The organism is Azoarcus sp. DD4 (assembly GCF_006496635.1).
Taxonomy (GTDB): Bacteria; Pseudomonadota; Gammaproteobacteria; order Burkholderiales; family Rhodocyclaceae; genus Azoarcus.
Window position 1 is genome coordinate 497,104 of sequence record NZ_CP022958.1, and the last position, 15,678, is coordinate 512,781.

Sequence of the window (15,678 nt, forward strand, 5' to 3'; positions counted from 1 at the left end):
CGATCAGCGGCTGAGTCCCCCAAGCGTGTCGATGACGATGGCGGCGCCGTCGTCCAGGGTTTTTTCGTCTATGGTCAGCGGCGGCGCCAGGCGGATGACGTTGCCATTGGTGTCGCGGGTCGCGATGCCGCGCGCCAGCAGCAGTTCGGCGACGAGCTGGGCGGGCGCCTTGACCGGATCGAGGGCGATGCCGACGAGCAGGCCGCGGCCGCGGATCTCGCGTACGCAGGGCAGCCGGGCGGCGACGAGTTGTTCGCGCAGGCGCCGGCCGAGGCGTTCGGCCGCTTCCCACGGCCGCGTTTCGACCAGGATGTCGAGCACCTCCAGCGCGACCGCCGCTCCCAGCGGATTGCCGCCGAAGGTTGAGCCGTGGTCGCCGGGGCGGAACACGTCCATCACCGCGCGGTCGGCGAGGAAGGCCGACACCGGCAGCAGGCCGCCGCCGAGCGCCTTGCCGAGGATGAGACCGTCCGGGCGCACGCCGTCGTGGTCGCAGGCGAGCAGCCGTCCGGTGCGGCCCAGGCCGGTCTGGACCTCGTCGGCGATCAGCAGCACCTGGTGACGGCGGCAGATCTCGGCGCAGTGCGCCATATAGCCCGGCGGTGGCACGATGATGCCGCCCTCGCCCTGGATGGGCTCGACCAGGAAGGCCGCGGTTTCGGGCGTGATCGCCGCTTCGAGCGCGGTCGGGTCGCCGAAGGGGATGCGACGCAGACCGGGCGGGAAGGGGCCGAAGCCCTCGCGGTACTGCTCCTTGGACGACAGCCCGACGATGGTGATCGAGCGGCCGTGGAAATTGCCGTCGCAGGCGAGGATCTCGGCGCGGTCGGGGGCGACGCCCTTGACCGTGTAGGCCCACTTGCGCGCGGCCTTGAGTGCGGTTTCCACCGCCTCCAGCCCGGTATTCACCGGCAGCGCGCGCTCGAAGCCGAGCAGGGTGCACAGGCGTTCGAGCAGCAGCGGCAGGCGGTCGTTGGAGAAGGCACGCGAGGTCAGCGACAGCCGCGCGGCCTGGTCCTGCAGTGCGCGCAGCAGGCGCGGATTGGCGTGGCCGAAGCTCACCGCCGAGTAGGCGCTCATCATGTCGAGGTAGCGCGCGCCTTCCACGTCCCACAGCCACACGCCTTCGCCGCGGTGGAAGACCACCGGCAGCGGCGCATAGTTGGTGGCGCCGAAATGGCGTTCCTTCTCGCGCAGCCAGTAGGTCGAGGGGCCGAGCGCGGCGGTGATGAGCTCGGCGGCCGTCGCCGCGTCGTGGCCGCGGGTATCGAGGTCCGGGCGGTATTCGACCACTTCCAGGCCGACGAAGTCGCCGCAGCTGCGCAGGGTCAGGAAAACGTCGGCGAGTTCGCGCGGGTCGAGCCCGTCGGGGGCCGGGCAGGTCACGGACGGCACTGCTTGCGGGTCGAGCGCGTCGAGATCGAGCGTGACGCCGAAGCCGCCGTCGCGCCCCTGCCCGCTGCGGGCGATGGTGAGGGCATCGCAGAACACCGTGGGCAGGCCGCGCTCGCGCACTTCGGCGATGGTGAAGATGCGTACGCCGAGGCGGTCCAGCCGTTCGAGCTCTTCCGGTTCCCACTCGCGTGCGCCGATGATGCAGACCCTGGCCGGGTCCAGCCGCGGGCCGGCGATGCCGGTGAGTTCCGGGGCGCCTTCGCCGAGCAGCGCGGCGAGCGGCATGCCGTGGATGTTGCCCGACCAGGTGCTGGTGTCGGTGTGGCTGTCGAGATGGGCATCGATCCAGATCAGGCCGGGGGCGCCGCCCTGGCGCCGGGCGATGCCGCGCCAGGTGCCGATCGCCACCGCATGGTCGCCGCCGAGCACCAGCGGAAACGTGTCGGCCGGCAGCGCGGCCAGCTGGTCGGCCAGCCGCGCGCAGTAGTCGCCGACGGCGGCGATGCGCTCGGCCATGTCGGCCTCGGCGTCGGGGATGCGCTGGGGTTTGAGCGGATCGTGCCAGTGGGCGAGGATGCCGGCGCCGTGCAGGCGCTCGGGCAGCATCGCGCGGCGCAGCGCATCCGGTCCGTCGGCGCTGCCGCCGTGCGGCGCGCCGAGCGCGAAGGCGGCGCTGATGATGCTTACATGGGCATGCGGCCCCGAGGGCAGCGGGGTGGGAACGTTCATGGCGTACCTCCCGTTAACGCCCGGCCGGCCGGTGAGCCAGCACGGGCGAATAAGCAATGAGCGTACGACTTTGAGCTTAGCGAGGCGGGAAACGTTCAGCCGAGCAGGCGATGCACTTCGAAGGCCAGCAGCGCCGCGGCGACCAGGCCGACCAGCACCAGCAGCCGGCCCTGGCGGCGCTGGGCGGCGGCGAGCTGCTCGAGGCCTTCCTGCTGGCTGGTCTGGTGGCGGGCGGATTCGACCAGGCTGTGATGCACCAGGCGCGGCAGCTGCGGCAGGGTGCCGGCCCACGAGGGGGCTTCTTCCTTGATGCCGCGCATCAGCGCGCGCCAGCCCATCTGCTCGTTCATCCAGCGTTCGAGGAAGGGCTTGGCCGTCTTCCACAGGTCGAGTTCGGGGTCGAGCTGGCGGCCGAGGCCTTCGATGTTGAGCAGGGTCTTCTGCAGCAGCACCAGTTGCGGCTGCACTTCCATCTCGAAGCGGCGCGCGGTCTGGAACAGGCGCAGCAGGGTCTTGCCGAAGGAGATGTCCTTCAGCGGCTTGTCGAAGATGGGCTCGCACACGGTGCGGATGGCGGCCTCGAACTCATCGACCCGGGTCTTGGCCGGTACCCAGCCGGCTTCGATGTGGGCCATCGCCACCCGCTTGTAGTCGCGCTTGAAGAAGGCGAGGAAGTTGGTGGCGAGGTAGTTCTTGTCCACCTCGTTGAGCGTGCCCATGATGCCGAAGTCGAGCGCGATGTAACGGCCGTCGGCATGCACGAAGATGTTGCCGGGGTGCATGTCGGCGTGGAAGAAGCCGTCGCGGAACACCTGGGTGAAGAAGATCTCGACGCCGGCGCGCGACAGCGCCTTGAGGTCGGTGCCCTGGGCGGTGACGGCGGCGGTCTGGGAGATTGGCACGCCGTGCATGCGCTCCATCACCATCACGTGCTTGCCGCACCAGTCCCAATAGACTTCCGGCACCAGCAGCAGCGGCGAATCGGTGAAGTTGCGCCGCAGCTGCGAGCAGTTGGCGGCCTCGCGCATCAGGTCGAGTTCGTCGCGCAGGTACTTGCTGAATTCGGCGACCACCTCGCGCGGCTTGAGCCGGCGGCCTTCCGGCCAGGTCTTTTCCAGCAGCATGGCGCCGACTTCCATCAGCGCGAGGTCGTGGGCGATGACGCGTTCGATGCCCGGCCGCAGGATCTTGACCGCCACTTCGGTGCCGTCGGGGAGGCGGGCGAAATGCACCTGGGCGACCGAGGCCGAGGCCACCGGGGTGCGCTCGAAGTCGCGGAACACGTCGTCCACCGGCTTGCCGTAGAAGCCCTCGATGACGGCCAGCGCCTGGGCGGTGGGGAAGGGCGGCACACGGTCCTGCAGCAGCGCGAGTTCGTCGGCGAGGTCGGGCGGCAGCAGGTCGCGCCGGGTGGACAGCATCTGGCCGAACTTGACGAAGATCGGGCCGAGCGATTCGAGCGCCTGGCGCAGCCGAACGCCGCGCGGTTCCGAGAACGTGCGCCAGAAGAAGACCCGGTGCCAGATACGCCCGAGCCGGCCGCTGCTGTCGGCATCGAGGATCATGCGATCGAGACCGAAACGCAGGCTGACGGTGGCGATCTTGGCGAGGCGGAGGAGGCGCACGGGAGCGGGCAAGGACGGCGGCAAAGCGCGGACTTTAGCCGGAAAGCGGGCGGCGGGGAAAGGGCGGGATGGCGCTGCGGCTTCGTCCCGGGGTCGGGCCGGGGCGTTCGTCCGCCGGGCAGACGTTCGCGGCCTGCGGCTTCCCGACCCGGCGGACGGCTACGGGGCGGCGATGCAAACTCGCCCTGCGGGCTCAGACATGCATCGCCTTGTTTCCCCGCACCCATCCGCCGGGTCGGCGCTCTCGACAGCCCGGCTCCCGAACGCCCCGGCCCGCCCCCTTCCGCCGCGGACGCTCAGCCGCCGACTCAGAACGCCAGCTTCACCCCCATCGTCAGGTTGCGGCCCATCAGCGGGGCGGCGTCCTTGATGAAGGAGGTGTGGCTGTAGGCCAGTTCGTCGGTGAGGTTGTTGGCCTTCACGTAGAACAGGTAGGGCACCCCCTGGAGCTCGGCGGCGTAGCTCACGCCTATGTTCAGCATGTTGTAGCCCGGCGTGCTGGTCTCGAACTCGGCGAGCTGGCGCTGGCGGCCGACCCGATAGAGCTCGATCTCGCCTTCCCAGCCCTGCCAGTGGGCGTCCAGGCGCAGGCCGATGCGATGCGCCGGAATGCGCGGCAGGTCGCGGTCGCCGTCGCTGGAGGAGAGACGGGCGCGCACGTAGTCGCCGAACAGGGTGAGGCCGAACATGTCGTCGAGCCGCTGCCGGATCTGGCCTTCGACGCCGGTGAAGATGGCATCGCGCTGGGTGTACTCGATCAGCTGCAGGCCGCCCAGCTCGTCCAGGGTGTTGGCGTAGATGAAGTCCGACACCCGGTTGTGGAAGGCGCTGACGCTGAAGGTGGTGGCGCCGGCGAGCTTCTTCAGGCTGACGTCGATGTTGTGCGAGGTCTCGGCCTTGAGGTCGGCGTTGCCGCGCTCGATGGTGCGCGTCGCCATGTGCAGGCCGTCCGCGTACAGCTCCTCGGCGGTGGGCAGGCGCTGCGCACGCGACAGGGACATCCCGAGGGCGTATTGCGGCGCGAAGTTCCACACCGCGCCGAGCGACAGCGAATTGCCGCGGTGGCTGCGGTCGCGCGCGGCGGAGTCGACATCGATCTGCTGCCATTCATGGCGCAGGCCGGCCTCGAAGCGCCAGTCGCCGGTCTTGTATTCCTCGATCAGGAAGGCGCCGTGGCGGCGCGTGAGAGTCGGCTGCACGTAAGCCTCCTCGCCGAGCGCGGAAAAGTCGCGGCGCGATGTCTGGAGGCCGAACACGCCGCGCCAGCCGCCGACGGGCTGGTGTTCGAGTTCGACGCGGCCGTCGCTGGCCTCGTTGCGGAAGCGGGTGGAGACGGCGCCGTCCTCGATTTCGTCGTGCTGGTAGTCGGTGTGGCTGGCGCGCAGGCGCAGGCGGGTGAAGCCGGCGAACGGTTCGCGGTACTCGCCGCGCAGATCCCAGCGTTCGCTGTCGAGCTTGACGTAAGGCACGCCGCTCTCGGCGTCGTCGTGATCATGGTCGTCCTCGCCTTCCTCCTCGTCGTGACTGCCACAGTGCAGATGGTCGCCATGCGCGTGGCAATCCTCAAGGTCGTGGGCGTGGCCGGGAAGACCGTACTCGTTGCGCTGGCGGGTCCAGGCGATGCCGAGGTAGCCGCGATCGCCTATCCACGACACGCCCACGCTGCCGGTCTCGGTCTGGTTGTAGCTGCCGTCCACCCGGCTGCCGCCGGCCCAGCCGTCGCCGACGCGGTAGTCGCGCGCGTCGCGCTTGACGCCCTCTGCGTGGATGGCGAAGTTGCCTGCGCCGGCGGTCACCTCGAAGGCGCCGGCGGCTTCCTTGGCCGCGGTGTTGCCGCGCAGTTCCACGCTGCCTTCCACGCCGCGTTCCGGGATGGCGGTGGGGATCTTGCGGTCGAGCACGTTCACCACGCCGCCGATCGCGCCGCCGCCGTAGGCAAGCGCCGATGGGCCGCGCAAGACCTCGATCTGCTCGCTCAGCATCGGCTCGACCGCCACCGCGTGGTCCGGGCTGATGGTGGAGGCGTCCATGATCTCGGTGCCGTCGGCCAGCACCTTGACGCGCGCGCCGTCCATGCCGCGGATGATGGGGCGGCTGGCGCCGGCGCCGAACTGGGTGGCGCTGATGCCGGGTTCGCGGGCGAGGGTCTCGCCCAGGGTGGCGGCGCGGCGCTGTATCAGGTCGTCGCCTTCGAGCACGGTGACGGGGGTGCTCATCGCATCGCTGCCGACGGCCAGCGCACTCGCCGACACGGTGACGGCGTCGAGTTCGACGGCCTTGCCGCTGTCGGTGGCGGGCGCCGGCTGGGGGTCGGCGGCAAGCGCCGGGTGGGCGAGGGCGAACATCAGCGCGAGGCTGAGCGGGTGAATCCTTGCGGTCATGGCATGTCCTGCATGTGCTGGATCGTGCCGGCGAGGCGTCGCGCCCATGGGGCGCGCTGCCTTGCCGGCACGACGTGGCCCAGGCCGCGTGCGGGATGCACGGTCGGGCCGGGATACGGGTGCTTAAGGGAGCGGGGGTGACGGACGCGAGCCGGCCGATGGCGCCTTTGGCGCTACGGATGGATCGCGCGGGGGAATCAGGCGAGCGTGGGCGGGGCGCGGCAGTGCGGCCGCAGCGCCGCCGTCGGTACCGGCGTTGCCGCGTGCGTGGCCAGCGGCGCGAAATGAGGCGCGGCGAACGGGGCGTGGCCGCGACTCTCGCCCAGCGGCAGGTCGATGCCGCCGAGTGCGAGGCATTCCACGCAGACGCCCAGAAGGTCGGCCGGGCCGTCGTCGTCGCGCAGGCTGGTGTCCTGCCCCTGTCGGGTTCCCGCTGCGTCGGCGAGGTGGCCGATGGCGTGGCTCAGCGCACCGCCCTGAGCCAGTACGAGCGTCAGTGCCAGCAGCAGGCGCGCGACCAGCAGGCGCGTACCGTCCGCCAAGCCGTGGCCCAGGGCCAGGCGCAGCAAGCGCAGTCGGCTGGGCAGCGCGCTTGGTACGCGTCGCCGCACAGCCGTGGAAGCGGAGGACGGTGAGTGCATGGGGGCCATTCTAGGAGCTGTCTGCATGCTAATGCAACGCTGTTGCGACTTGATGACAGCCGCCGCGCGCCGGATCGCGGCAATCCTTGCTCACACGCGGCCGCCGGGCCGGGCCGGTCCATCCGCTATAATTGCGCGTTTCGAATTCCTGCCGAGTGCCATGAGCGCCGATCCCAAAGCCCTGCTGACCGACCTGATCAAGACCGCCCTCAAGAGCGTGGCACCGGATCTTGCCGATACTGCCATCCTGCTCGAGCGCCCGAAGCAGGCCAGCCATGGCGATTTCGCCACCAACCTGGCGCTGCAGCTGGCCAAGCCGCTCAAGCGCAATCCGCGCGAACTGGCGGCGCTGCTGCTGGCCGAACTGCCGGCATCAAAGCTGGTGGCGAAGACCGAGGTGGCAGGCGCCGGTTTCATCAACTTCACGCTGGCTTCCGCCGCCAAGACTGCGGTGGTGGGCGAGGTGATGGAGCGCGGTGCCGATTTCGGCCGCGGCGCGAAGAAGAACGTGAAGGTGCAGGTGGAGTTCGTCTCGGCCAACCCGACCGGTCCGCTGCACGTCGGCCACGGCCGCGGCGCGGCCTACGGCGCCTCGCTGTCGGAGGTGCTGGCCTTCGCCGGTTACGACGTCACTCGCGAATACTATGTGAACGACGCCGGCCGCCAGATGGACATCCTGGCGCTGTCGACCTGGCTGCGCTATCTGGCCTTCTTCGGCATCGAAGTCCCGTTCCCGCCCAACGCCTACCAGGGCGATTACGTGATCGACATGGCGCGCGAACTGCGCGACGCCCACCAGGACCGCTACGCCCGCTTCACCCTGGCGCAGGTGCTGGACGGTACGCCCGGGCTGCCGCCCGCCGAGCGCAAGGACGACGAGGCCAAGCAGCAGCGCGAGCTGCATCTCGACGGCCTGATCGCCAACGCCAAGCGCCTGCTCGGCGAGGACTACCCCTTCGTGCATGGCTTCGCGCTCAATGAACAGCTGGGCGACGGCCGCGACGACCTGAAGGAGTTCGGCGTCCATTTCGATAAGTGGTTCTCCGAGAAGAGCCTGTTCGATACCGGCTTGGTCGAGCGCGCGGTGGCGGAGCTGGAAAAGCGCGGCCACATCTACCTGCAGGACGGCGCCAAGTGGTTCCGCTCGACCGACTTCGGTGACGAGAAGGACCGCGTCGTGCAGCGCGAGAACGGCCTCTACACCTACTTCGCCTCCGACATCGCCTACCACCTCAACAAGTACGAGCGCGGCTTCGACCGCATCATCGACATCTGGGGCGCCGACCACCACGGCTACATCCCGCGGGTGAAGGGCGCCATCGCCGCGCTCGGCCTGCCGCCGGAAAAGCTGGAAGTGGCGCTGGTGCAGTTCGCGGTGCTCTACCGCGACGGCCAGAAGACCTCGATGTCCACCCGCTCGGGCGAATTCGTCACCCTGCGCGAGCTGCGCCGCGAAGTCGGCAACGACGCCTGCCGCTTCTTCTACGTGCTGCGCAAGTCCGACCAGCACCTGGACTTCGACCTCGACCTCGCCAAGAGCCAGAGCAACGAGAACCCGGTCTACTACATCCAGTACGCCCACGCCCGCGTCTGCTCGGTGCTCAACCAGTGGGGCGGCGAACTGGCCGAGCTGAAGGCGGCCGATCTCGGCAAGCTCGAGAACGAACGCGAACTCGCGCTGTGCGCGCGACTCGCCAGCTTCCCGGAAATCGTGGAGGGCGCCGCCGCCGACTACGCGCCGCACCAGATCGCCTTCTACCTGAAGGATCTCGCCGCCGACTTCCACAGCTGGTACAACGCCGAGCGCATGCTGGTCGAGGACGAGGCGGTGAAGCTCGCGCGCCTCGCGCTTGCCGCCGCGGTGCGCAGCGTGCTGCGCGGCGGTCTGGCAGTGCTGGGCGTGTCCGCACCCGAATCGATGTAAGCGTACGGAGTCGTCCTTGAGTCGAGATCACAAACCTGCGCGCAAGACCACGCGCAAACCGGCGCGTTCTCCTGCCCGCAGCGGCGGCGGCACGCTGGTGGGCATTTTCATCGGCCTGGTGATGGGTGCCCTGATTGCCGCGGGTGCGGCCTGGTACTTCACCCGCGCCAACCCCTTCCAGACGGTGCCGACTGCGCCTACGCGGGCGCCGGCGGCCGACCAGCCGCCCGCGGCGCTGCCCGGCAAGCCCGGCGACCGCCCGGTGGTGAAGCAGGATTTCGAGTTCTACAAGATCCTGCCGCAGGGCGAAAACGTCGCCCAGCATCCGGCGCAGGCGGAGCCGGTCAAGCCACCGGAGAAGCCGGAGGAAAAGTCGGCAGAGAAGATCTGGCTGCAGGTCGGCGCCTTCGGAGATGCGGACGATGCCGAAAACCTCAAGGCCCGGCTGGCCCTGTCCGGCATCCAGGCCGGCTCGCAGCGTGCCCAGTTGCCGGACGGCCGCGTGGTTCATCGGGTCCGTATCGGTCCTTTCGCCAAGCCCGAAGAGATGAATGCAGTGCGTTCCCGTCTGGCCTCGGCCGGTTTCGAGGCCAGCGTCGCCAAGGCGGCGCCCTGAGCACCCGGTCGCCGGTAATTTCGATGCATTGCGGAACGCGCGGCCGCCAATCGCGTCTGACGCGTCGTCACTGATCCAGGAGTCCTGAATGAATCGTCGCATCGCCCTCAAACAGCTTGCCGCCCTCGCCGTGCTGGCGGGACCGGCCGCCCAGGTGCTTGCCGCGCCGGCGTCCGGCCCGTACCAGACCCTGGATCCAGCGGTCCCGACCGACAGCAAGGACAAGCTCGAGGTCATCGAGTTCTTCCACTACGGCTGCCCGCACTGCCGCGCCTTCGATCCGCTGCTCGAACCCTGGGTCAAGCGCCTGCCTGCCGATGTTGCCTTCGTACGCGTGCCGGCGATCTGGGGCAATGCCCAGCTCGCCAGGCTGGCCCAGCTCTATTACGCGATCGAGGTCTCCGGCAAGGTCGATCAGCTGCACGGCAAGGTCTTCACCGCGGTGCAGGACGACAAGGTGCCGCTGCACACCGAAGACGGCGTGCGCGAGTGGGTGGCCAAGCAGGGCGTCGACGTCAAGGCCTTCATGGATGCCTACAAGTCCTTCGGTGTGCAGTCCATGCTCAAGCGCGCCGACCAGGTGGCCCGCGCCTACAAGATCCAGGGCGTGCCGACGATGGCGGTCGATGGCCGCTACCTGACCTCGGCTTCGATGACCGGCAGCCACGAGGCCACGCTGAAGATGGTCGACGAGTTGCTCGGCCGCACCCGCAGCCAGCCCAAGCGCGGCTGAACGCCGCTGCCCCTTCACCCGGCCGGTGTCACCGGCCGCAGCTTCTCCGGCAGCCACGCAGGCTGCCGGATTCGTTTCCATGGTCCAGAATCCGCCTGCTCAACTTCGCGTCTTCCTCACCGGTGCCTCAAGCGGGCTGGGCGAAGCGCTCGCGCGCCACTATGCCGCGCGCGGCGCCATGCTCGGGCTGGTGGCACGGCGTGGCGAGGCACTGCAGTCGCTGCGCGCTGATCTTCCCGGTCGTCATCTGGCGCTGGTCGCCGACGTCGCCGACCGCGATGCGATGCGCGCTGCGGCGGCGCAGTTCACGGCGGCCTGCGGCGTGCCCGACATCGTCATCGCCAATGCCGGTGTATCGGTGGGCACGCTGACCGAGTACGCCGAAGACATCGACGCCTTCGAGCGGGTGCTGCGGACCAACCTCGTCGGCATGGTCGCCACCTTCCAGCCCTTCGTCGAGGCGATGCGGATGCGCGGCAGCGGTCGGCTGGCCGGCATTGCCTCGGTCGCCGGCATCCGCGGTCTGCCCGGCGCCGGCGCGTACAGCGCGTCCAAGGCGGGCGCCATCGCCTACCTCGAGAGCCTGCGGGTCGAGCTCCATGGCAGCGGCGTGCGGGTGAGCACGATCGCGCCCGGTTACATCGCTACGCCGATGACGGCGATCAATCCTTACCCCATGCCCTTCATGCTGCCGGCCGCCGAGGCCGCACGCCGCATCGCCCGCGAGATCGATGCCGGTCGCCGCTACGCGGTGGTGCCCTGGCAGATGGGTATGGTGGCGAAGTTGCTGCGCTGGCTGCCGGATGCCGTGTTCGACCGCCTGTTCGCACATGCCGGCCGCAAGCCGCGGGGCTTGCCGCTCTAGCCGTGCCGGCACTGCGGACGATGCCCGCGAATGGGCCGGCCTGCGCTTCGCGACGTTCCGATGTCATGGCTTCGTTTATCATCGCGCACTTCATCGGCATGTTATGGGTAGCGAAATGGATATGCAGCCTCCCCCGACCGGCGACAGTTCGGAGCGTCGTGCGCGTCAACGTTTTCTCGCGCAGCGTCGTGGCGAACCCTGCTTCTGGGTCGTGGTGGACGGCCACCGACAGGCCTTGATCGACATTTCGCTCGAAGGCTTCTCGATGCCGGCGATGGATGGCGCATCGCACGAAGGCTTCGATTTCGTACTACAGCGAGCCGACGTGCCGGATCAGGTCGCTGGCCGCGCCGTGGTCGTCAACCCGGCGGGCAGCCAAGTCGGCGCACCGGGTCGGACGCTGGGCTGCCGCTTCGTCGACCTTCCGGCGGAGGTGCTGGCGCGGCTCGAAGACTGGCTGATCACCCATGTGATCGTGAGCGCAACGGTGCGCATCACCGAAAAGGACGCCACCGCCATCGTGCTGGGCCGGTCGCTGGTTTGACGGTGTCCGCCTCGTCCCGGAGGCGGTGGCCGTGCGCATGTTCCGGGCTCGATCTCGCCGCTGCTCATGCCGCCCGAAATGGGCTGTGGATGATTGCTGCGACCAACTACGTCACGGGCGAGGCGGTCTAGTTGTAACTCTATGTAACAGATTGGGCCTTTGCGGAACCTGTTTACAGGGTTGAAGGAGCGCCGGGCTGCTTGTTCGAGGATTGCGTCAGAACAAAGAAAGAAGCGCCTCGGCGCGATTCTCGGCTTATGCCTCCTGTATTTTGCGGGGCATACGGATGTCTGTGGGTGCCGTGCATGAGGTTGCAAGTATTTGACCCAAATCAGGTAATTGGCGGGAAAGCCGCTCAACTTTGTCACTGCCTTGACGTAGACTGCACCCATGCCACGGCGGAAAGGCCGCGGCGACCTGAAAAGGGCAAACCCGCCGAAAGGCGGGGACGCAAAATCTCCGGTCTAAAGGGCGAAAAGCTCAACGATAGCGGGATTGCCAGGTGATGCAGCGGGTGTTCGCTCGCGACGGTAGGTGTACGTCATCTCCTTTTGTGCAATTCCATGTCCAGGGTGCCTCGGCCGGTCACCGCATGCATGGAGCTGCAAATGAACACTCTACCCCTCCGCAAAACGGCCCTCTCCGTCGGCATCGCCGCCCTGACGAGCCTCACCCTCGGCGCCTTCTCGCTGCCGGTTTCCGCGCAGACCACTTCGACCGAACAACAATGGGTGCCCGGCCGCCTGCTGGTGCAACCGCGCGCCGGCCTGTCCGACGCTGAGTTCGAGAAGATCATCAAGCCGCACGGCGCACGCCAGGTTGGCAAGATCGAAGGCATCAACGTCCGCATCATCCAGCTGCCCCCGCAGGCGTCCGAAAAGGCGGTCGAGGCGCTGCTCAAGCACAACAAGCATCTCGAGTTCGTCGAGCGCGACATGCTTCTCAAGCCGGATCTGGTTGCCGACGATCCCTATTTCGGTAGCGCTTGGCACCTTCCAAAGATTGGCGCTCCGACCGCGTGGGACGTGACCCAAGGGCAAAACGTCACCATCGCGATTCTCGATTCCGGTGTTGATGGGCAGCATGCAGATCTGGCACCGAAGCTGGTTTCGGGCTGGAACTTCTATGATGGCAATTCCGACACTGCCGATGTGTATGGACACGGTACGCAGGTTGCCGGTGCCGCGGCTGCTGCGAGCAACAACAGCATTGGTGTGAGTGCGGTCGCGGGTGCTGCTCGCATCATGCCGATCCGCGTGACGGACACGTCGGGTCAGGGGTTGCTCAGCCATATGGCGTCTGGCATTACCTGGGCGGCAGATCGTGGCGCAAAAGTTGCCAACCTGAGTTTTGCCGGTGCAGGCGGTTATGCAACGGTGCAAACCGCGGCGCAGTACATGAAGAGTAAAGGCGGGCTGGTTGTCACCGCGGCGGGCAATTACGGCACCGAGCAGACTTTTGCGGCCAGCGACACGACCATTGTCGTTTCGGCCACGACGAGTAACGACGACCGGGCAAGCTGGTCGAGCTATGGCGCGTTTGTCGATGTGGCAGCTCCCGGTACCAGCATCTGGACCACGACGCGCGGCGGTGGCTACACGGCTGCCTCCGGTACTTCTGTTGCGAGTCCTGTTGCAGCGGGCGTGGTGGGGCTCATGATGGCGGCAAACTCGAACCTGAGTGCTTCCTCGGTCGAAAAGCTGTTGTTCTCGACGGCAACGGACTTGGGAACCGCAGGTTTCGATACGTCGTACGGCAATGGTCGCGTCAATGCGGCTGCGGCGGTACAGGCAGCGGTGGGTGCCGTTGCTGCGGACACGACGGCACCGACCGTTTCACTGACTAATCCTGTGAATGGCAGCACCGTCAAAGGGATCATCGTCGTCGACGTCGCGGCCAGTGACAACGTCGGGGTAAATCGCGTTGAACTGATGGTGAACGGGACGAAGATTGCGACCGATACGGGGGTCCCTTACGGTTTCAGCTGGGATAGCAGCGCCGTACCTGATGGAACGGCGACTTTGGTGGCCTACGCGTACGACGCGGCAGGGAACTATGCAACCAAGTCGATCAGCGTGAAGGTCGAGAATGCTACGAGTTCGTCCGGTACGGGAAGCGATACTGCCGCTCCGCAGGTCGGTATCGGCGGTCTGAGCGATGGTAGTCAGGTGAATGGTCGTGTGACGGTCCAGGCGACCGCTACGGATAATGTCGCCGTGACGAAGACGCGGTTGTACATCGACGGCGGTTTGGTTGCTACTTCCAATGGTGGCAGCGTCACCTATAAGTGGAACGCGCGCTCCGCGACAACCGGCACGCACACGATTACGGCTGAGGCAGATGACGCGGCCGGCAATAAGGGCAGTACCAGCGTACGGGTTGTGCGTTGAGTCGAAAGGTATAACGGAGGCGCGTTCGTAGCTAGGGGGTTGAAGGAGCTTTACGGACGCGTTGAATTTGGCGGACAGGAATGGATTTCTGTCCGCCATTTCTTTTTTTGGCGGCACGCTTTCCGTTATCGCTCAATCTGTCGGTTGTCTTTACAGTGTTTTTACGTCGAGAAAATTTATTCATATAAATCAATAAATTGAATTCTGGTCTGGGAGTTGCTTCGGTTCAAGTGGCGGCGCAAGGTAGTTCATCAGGGATCATCAGACCTCAAGCCGCGTATTCGGCAGAAGCACTCTAGGAGGTGTGCCATGGGATCAATGATGAAGGGGAAATTGGCGGCCGTACTGTTGGCCGGCGGCAGTCTTTTTTTTGCCGCGCCTACGACTTACGCCGCAGTGTGTAGTCTGAGTTCTCTTGATGCGACGTGTACGTTTGCAACGGATAGTTCGACGCCGGATGCGATCTACCAGAATCCAGACAATTCGACGGTGGTCGGTTCAGGACTGATCGACCCGTTCCTGACGGTTCAGAACAACGGCACCGAATCAGGTTTCAGCACGGACGCACCGAGCAACGATCTCCCGCTGGATACCAAGCGCGCGGAAGGCAACGGACAGTTCACCCGTACCTTCACCATCGGTGATCTGTTCGCTGTCACGGTGAACGGAACCAGCTACTACCGGTTCTTTCTTGATATCAACGAGCCGTCGGGAGGAACGAGCAGCTTGCTGTCGCTCGATCTCCTGAAAATCTACAACACGGGTTCGTCCAGTGCCGTAACGCTCGGGAGTGGCACGACTCTGGCCGATCTGGGTACGCAGGGGTGGTCACTCCTGTACGACCTGGGCGCCAATTCGTTGGGGCTCGATTACGACGTGTTCGGTAGTGGTAGTGGCAAAGGTATCGATCTCGAAGTGTTGATTCCAACGAGCGTGTTCACGGGTAGCACCACTGACAGGATCGTATTCGCAACGCAGTTCTCGGGTGCTGGCGACGGTTTTGAGGAATGGTGGTATCAGGCGCGCGGCACGTCCGATGTTTGCCCGCCGGGAACGGTTGGTACTCCGCCGAACTGCACGATCCCTCCGGTGCTCATTCCCGAGCCGGGAAGCCTGACCCTGGTTGGCTTGGCCATGTTCGGATTATTGGGGGTGCAGCTTGTCCGCCGCAGGGCGGTGCTTCAGTGAGGACTGAAAGCGGCTTTTCTTGCGATATCTGGTAGAAGGCTGAGGCCCAGTGGGTAACCATTGGGCCTCAGCGATCGGGCCTGCATCTGGTCCGGTCGCCGCTGGTTTGCTTCTGTAGTCTTGATACTCTCTTCGATGTTTCCCGCCCGATTCCTTGTGACACAATTGCTTCCGATTCATCGACGACGGGGCGGTCATGAGCGAGACTCGGAATGCGAGGAGAAGGGTAAGGCGCGCTGTTGATCGGCGCCGTGGCTTCACCCTGCTCGAACTCCTGGTTGTAATGGTCATCATTGGCCTGCTCGCGGGCTACGTCGGCCCGCGATTTTTTTCCCAGATCGGCAAATCCGAAGTAAAAACGGCGCGGGCGCAGATCGATGCGTTTGAAAAGGCGCTGGATCAATACCGGCTCGACGTCGGCCGCTACCCCACCAGCGAACAGGGCCTGCAGGCGCTGATGGAGGCGCCGGCCGGGACGACGCGCTGGACCGGCCCATACCTGAAGAAGGCCGTGCCGGCCGATCCCTGGGGCCAGCCTTACCAGTATCGGCAACCGGGGGAGCATGGCGAGTTCGACATCCTGTCCTGGGGGGCGGATGGCAAACCGGGTGGAGAGGGGACGGACGCCGATATCGGCAACTGGTGAC

12 protein-coding genes and 1 riboswitch are annotated in these 15,678 nt (G+C 66.6%); of the genes, 8 read left to right on the forward strand and 4 right to left on the reverse strand.

Annotated features, from left to right (window positions below):
* Positions 1-3: 3 nt before the first annotated feature.
* From rocD to CJ010_RS02470, 4 genes are all read right to left on the reverse strand, one after another.
* On the reverse strand, positions 4-2,124 hold the full coding sequence (gene rocD / locus CJ010_RS25605; protein ID WP_141016571.1) for an ornithine--oxo-acid transaminase: 2,121 nt from the start codon (positions 2,122-2,124) through the stop codon (positions 4-6).
* A 95-nt stretch (positions 2,125-2,219) separates the two neighbouring features.
* On the reverse strand, positions 2,220-3,749 hold the full coding sequence (gene ubiB, locus CJ010_RS02460; protein WP_141016572.1) for a ubiquinone biosynthesis regulatory protein kinase UbiB: 1,530 nt from the start codon (positions 3,747-3,749) through the stop codon (positions 2,220-2,222).
* Between the two features lie 308 nt (positions 3,750-4,057).
* A complete protein-coding gene (locus CJ010_RS02465) occupies positions 4,058-6,130 on the reverse strand; it encodes a TonB-dependent receptor domain-containing protein (RefSeq protein WP_141016573.1) in 2,073 nt (690 codons plus the stop codon).
* A 197-nt stretch (positions 6,131-6,327) separates the two neighbouring features.
* The gene (locus tag CJ010_RS02470; protein ID WP_141016574.1) at positions 6,328-6,699 is read right to left on the reverse strand and encodes a hypothetical protein; all 372 of its coding nucleotides are present in this window, start codon (positions 6,697-6,699) and stop codon (positions 6,328-6,330) included.
* Between the two features lie 232 nt (positions 6,700-6,931).
* Between CJ010_RS02470 and argS the strand changes: the two genes are divergently transcribed.
* From argS to gspG, 8 genes are all read left to right on the forward strand, one after another.
* On the forward strand, positions 6,932-8,695 hold the full coding sequence (argS, locus tag CJ010_RS02475; protein ID WP_141016575.1) for an arginine--tRNA ligase: 1,764 nt from the start codon (positions 6,932-6,934) through the stop codon (positions 8,693-8,695).
* Between the two features lie 16 nt (positions 8,696-8,711).
* Complete coding sequence (locus CJ010_RS02480) at positions 8,712-9,311, forward strand: SPOR domain-containing protein (RefSeq protein ID WP_141016576.1); 600 nt, start codon at positions 8,712-8,714, stop codon at positions 9,309-9,311.
* Between the two features lie 88 nt (positions 9,312-9,399).
* Positions 9,400-10,044, forward strand: coding sequence for a thiol:disulfide interchange protein DsbA/DsbL (locus CJ010_RS02485; protein ID WP_141016577.1), 645 nt, complete (start codon positions 9,400-9,402; stop codon positions 10,042-10,044).
* A 79-nt stretch (positions 10,045-10,123) separates the two neighbouring features.
* The gene (locus tag CJ010_RS02490) at positions 10,124-10,909 is read left to right on the forward strand and encodes an SDR family oxidoreductase (protein ID WP_141016578.1); all 786 of its coding nucleotides are present in this window, start codon (positions 10,124-10,126) and stop codon (positions 10,907-10,909) included.
* 121 nt (positions 10,910-11,030) lie between these two features.
* Positions 11,031-11,453, forward strand: a complete 423-nt coding sequence (locus tag CJ010_RS02495) for a PilZ domain-containing protein (protein WP_240794479.1) — start codon at positions 11,031-11,033, stop codon at positions 11,451-11,453.
* Between the two features lie 415 nt (positions 11,454-11,868).
* Positions 11,869-11,956, forward strand: a riboswitch (cyclic di-GMP riboswitch).
* Positions 11,957-12,061: 105 nt separating this feature from the next.
* Positions 12,062-13,843, forward strand: coding sequence for a S8 family serine peptidase (locus CJ010_RS02500; RefSeq protein ID WP_240794480.1), 1,782 nt, complete (start codon positions 12,062-12,064; stop codon positions 13,841-13,843).
* Between the two features lie 309 nt (positions 13,844-14,152).
* The gene (locus CJ010_RS02505; protein WP_141016580.1) at positions 14,153-15,031 is read left to right on the forward strand and encodes a PEP-CTERM sorting domain-containing protein; all 879 of its coding nucleotides are present in this window, start codon (positions 14,153-14,155) and stop codon (positions 15,029-15,031) included.
* Positions 15,032-15,227: 196 nt separating this feature from the next.
* The gene (gene gspG / locus CJ010_RS02510) at positions 15,228-15,677 is read left to right on the forward strand and encodes a type II secretion system major pseudopilin GspG (RefSeq protein WP_141016581.1); all 450 of its coding nucleotides are present in this window, start codon (positions 15,228-15,230) and stop codon (positions 15,675-15,677) included.
* Position 15,678 lies beyond the last annotated feature (1 nt).

What these genes read in the sequence shown, in the direction of transcription:
- CJ010_RS02485 (WP_141016577.1), top strand. Translation starts at nt 9,400, where the DNA reads ATGAATCGTCGCATCGCCCTCAAACAGCTTGCCGCCCTCGCCGTGCTG.
- gspG (WP_141016581.1), top strand. Translation starts at nt 15,228, where the DNA reads ATGAGCGAGACTCGGAATGCGAGGAGAAGGGTAAGGCGCGCTGTTGAT.
- CJ010_RS02505 (WP_141016580.1), top strand. Translation starts at nt 14,153, where the DNA reads ATGGGATCAATGATGAAGGGGAAATTGGCGGCCGTACTGTTGGCCGGC.
- rocD (WP_141016571.1), bottom strand. Translation starts at nt 2,124, where the DNA reads ATGAACGTTCCCACCCCGCTGCCCTCGGGGCCGCATGCCCATGTAAGC.
- CJ010_RS02495 (WP_240794479.1), top strand. Translation starts at nt 11,031, where the DNA reads ATGCAGCCTCCCCCGACCGGCGACAGTTCGGAGCGTCGTGCGCGTCAA.
- CJ010_RS02490 (WP_141016578.1), top strand. Translation starts at nt 10,124, where the DNA reads ATGGTCCAGAATCCGCCTGCTCAACTTCGCGTCTTCCTCACCGGTGCC.
- CJ010_RS02465 (WP_141016573.1), bottom strand. Translation starts at nt 6,130, where the DNA reads ATGACCGCAAGGATTCACCCGCTCAGCCTCGCGCTGATGTTCGCCCTC.
- CJ010_RS02500 (WP_240794480.1), top strand. Translation starts at nt 12,062, where the DNA reads ATGAACACTCTACCCCTCCGCAAAACGGCCCTCTCCGTCGGCATCGCC.
- argS (WP_141016575.1), top strand. Translation starts at nt 6,932, where the DNA reads ATGAGCGCCGATCCCAAAGCCCTGCTGACCGACCTGATCAAGACCGCC.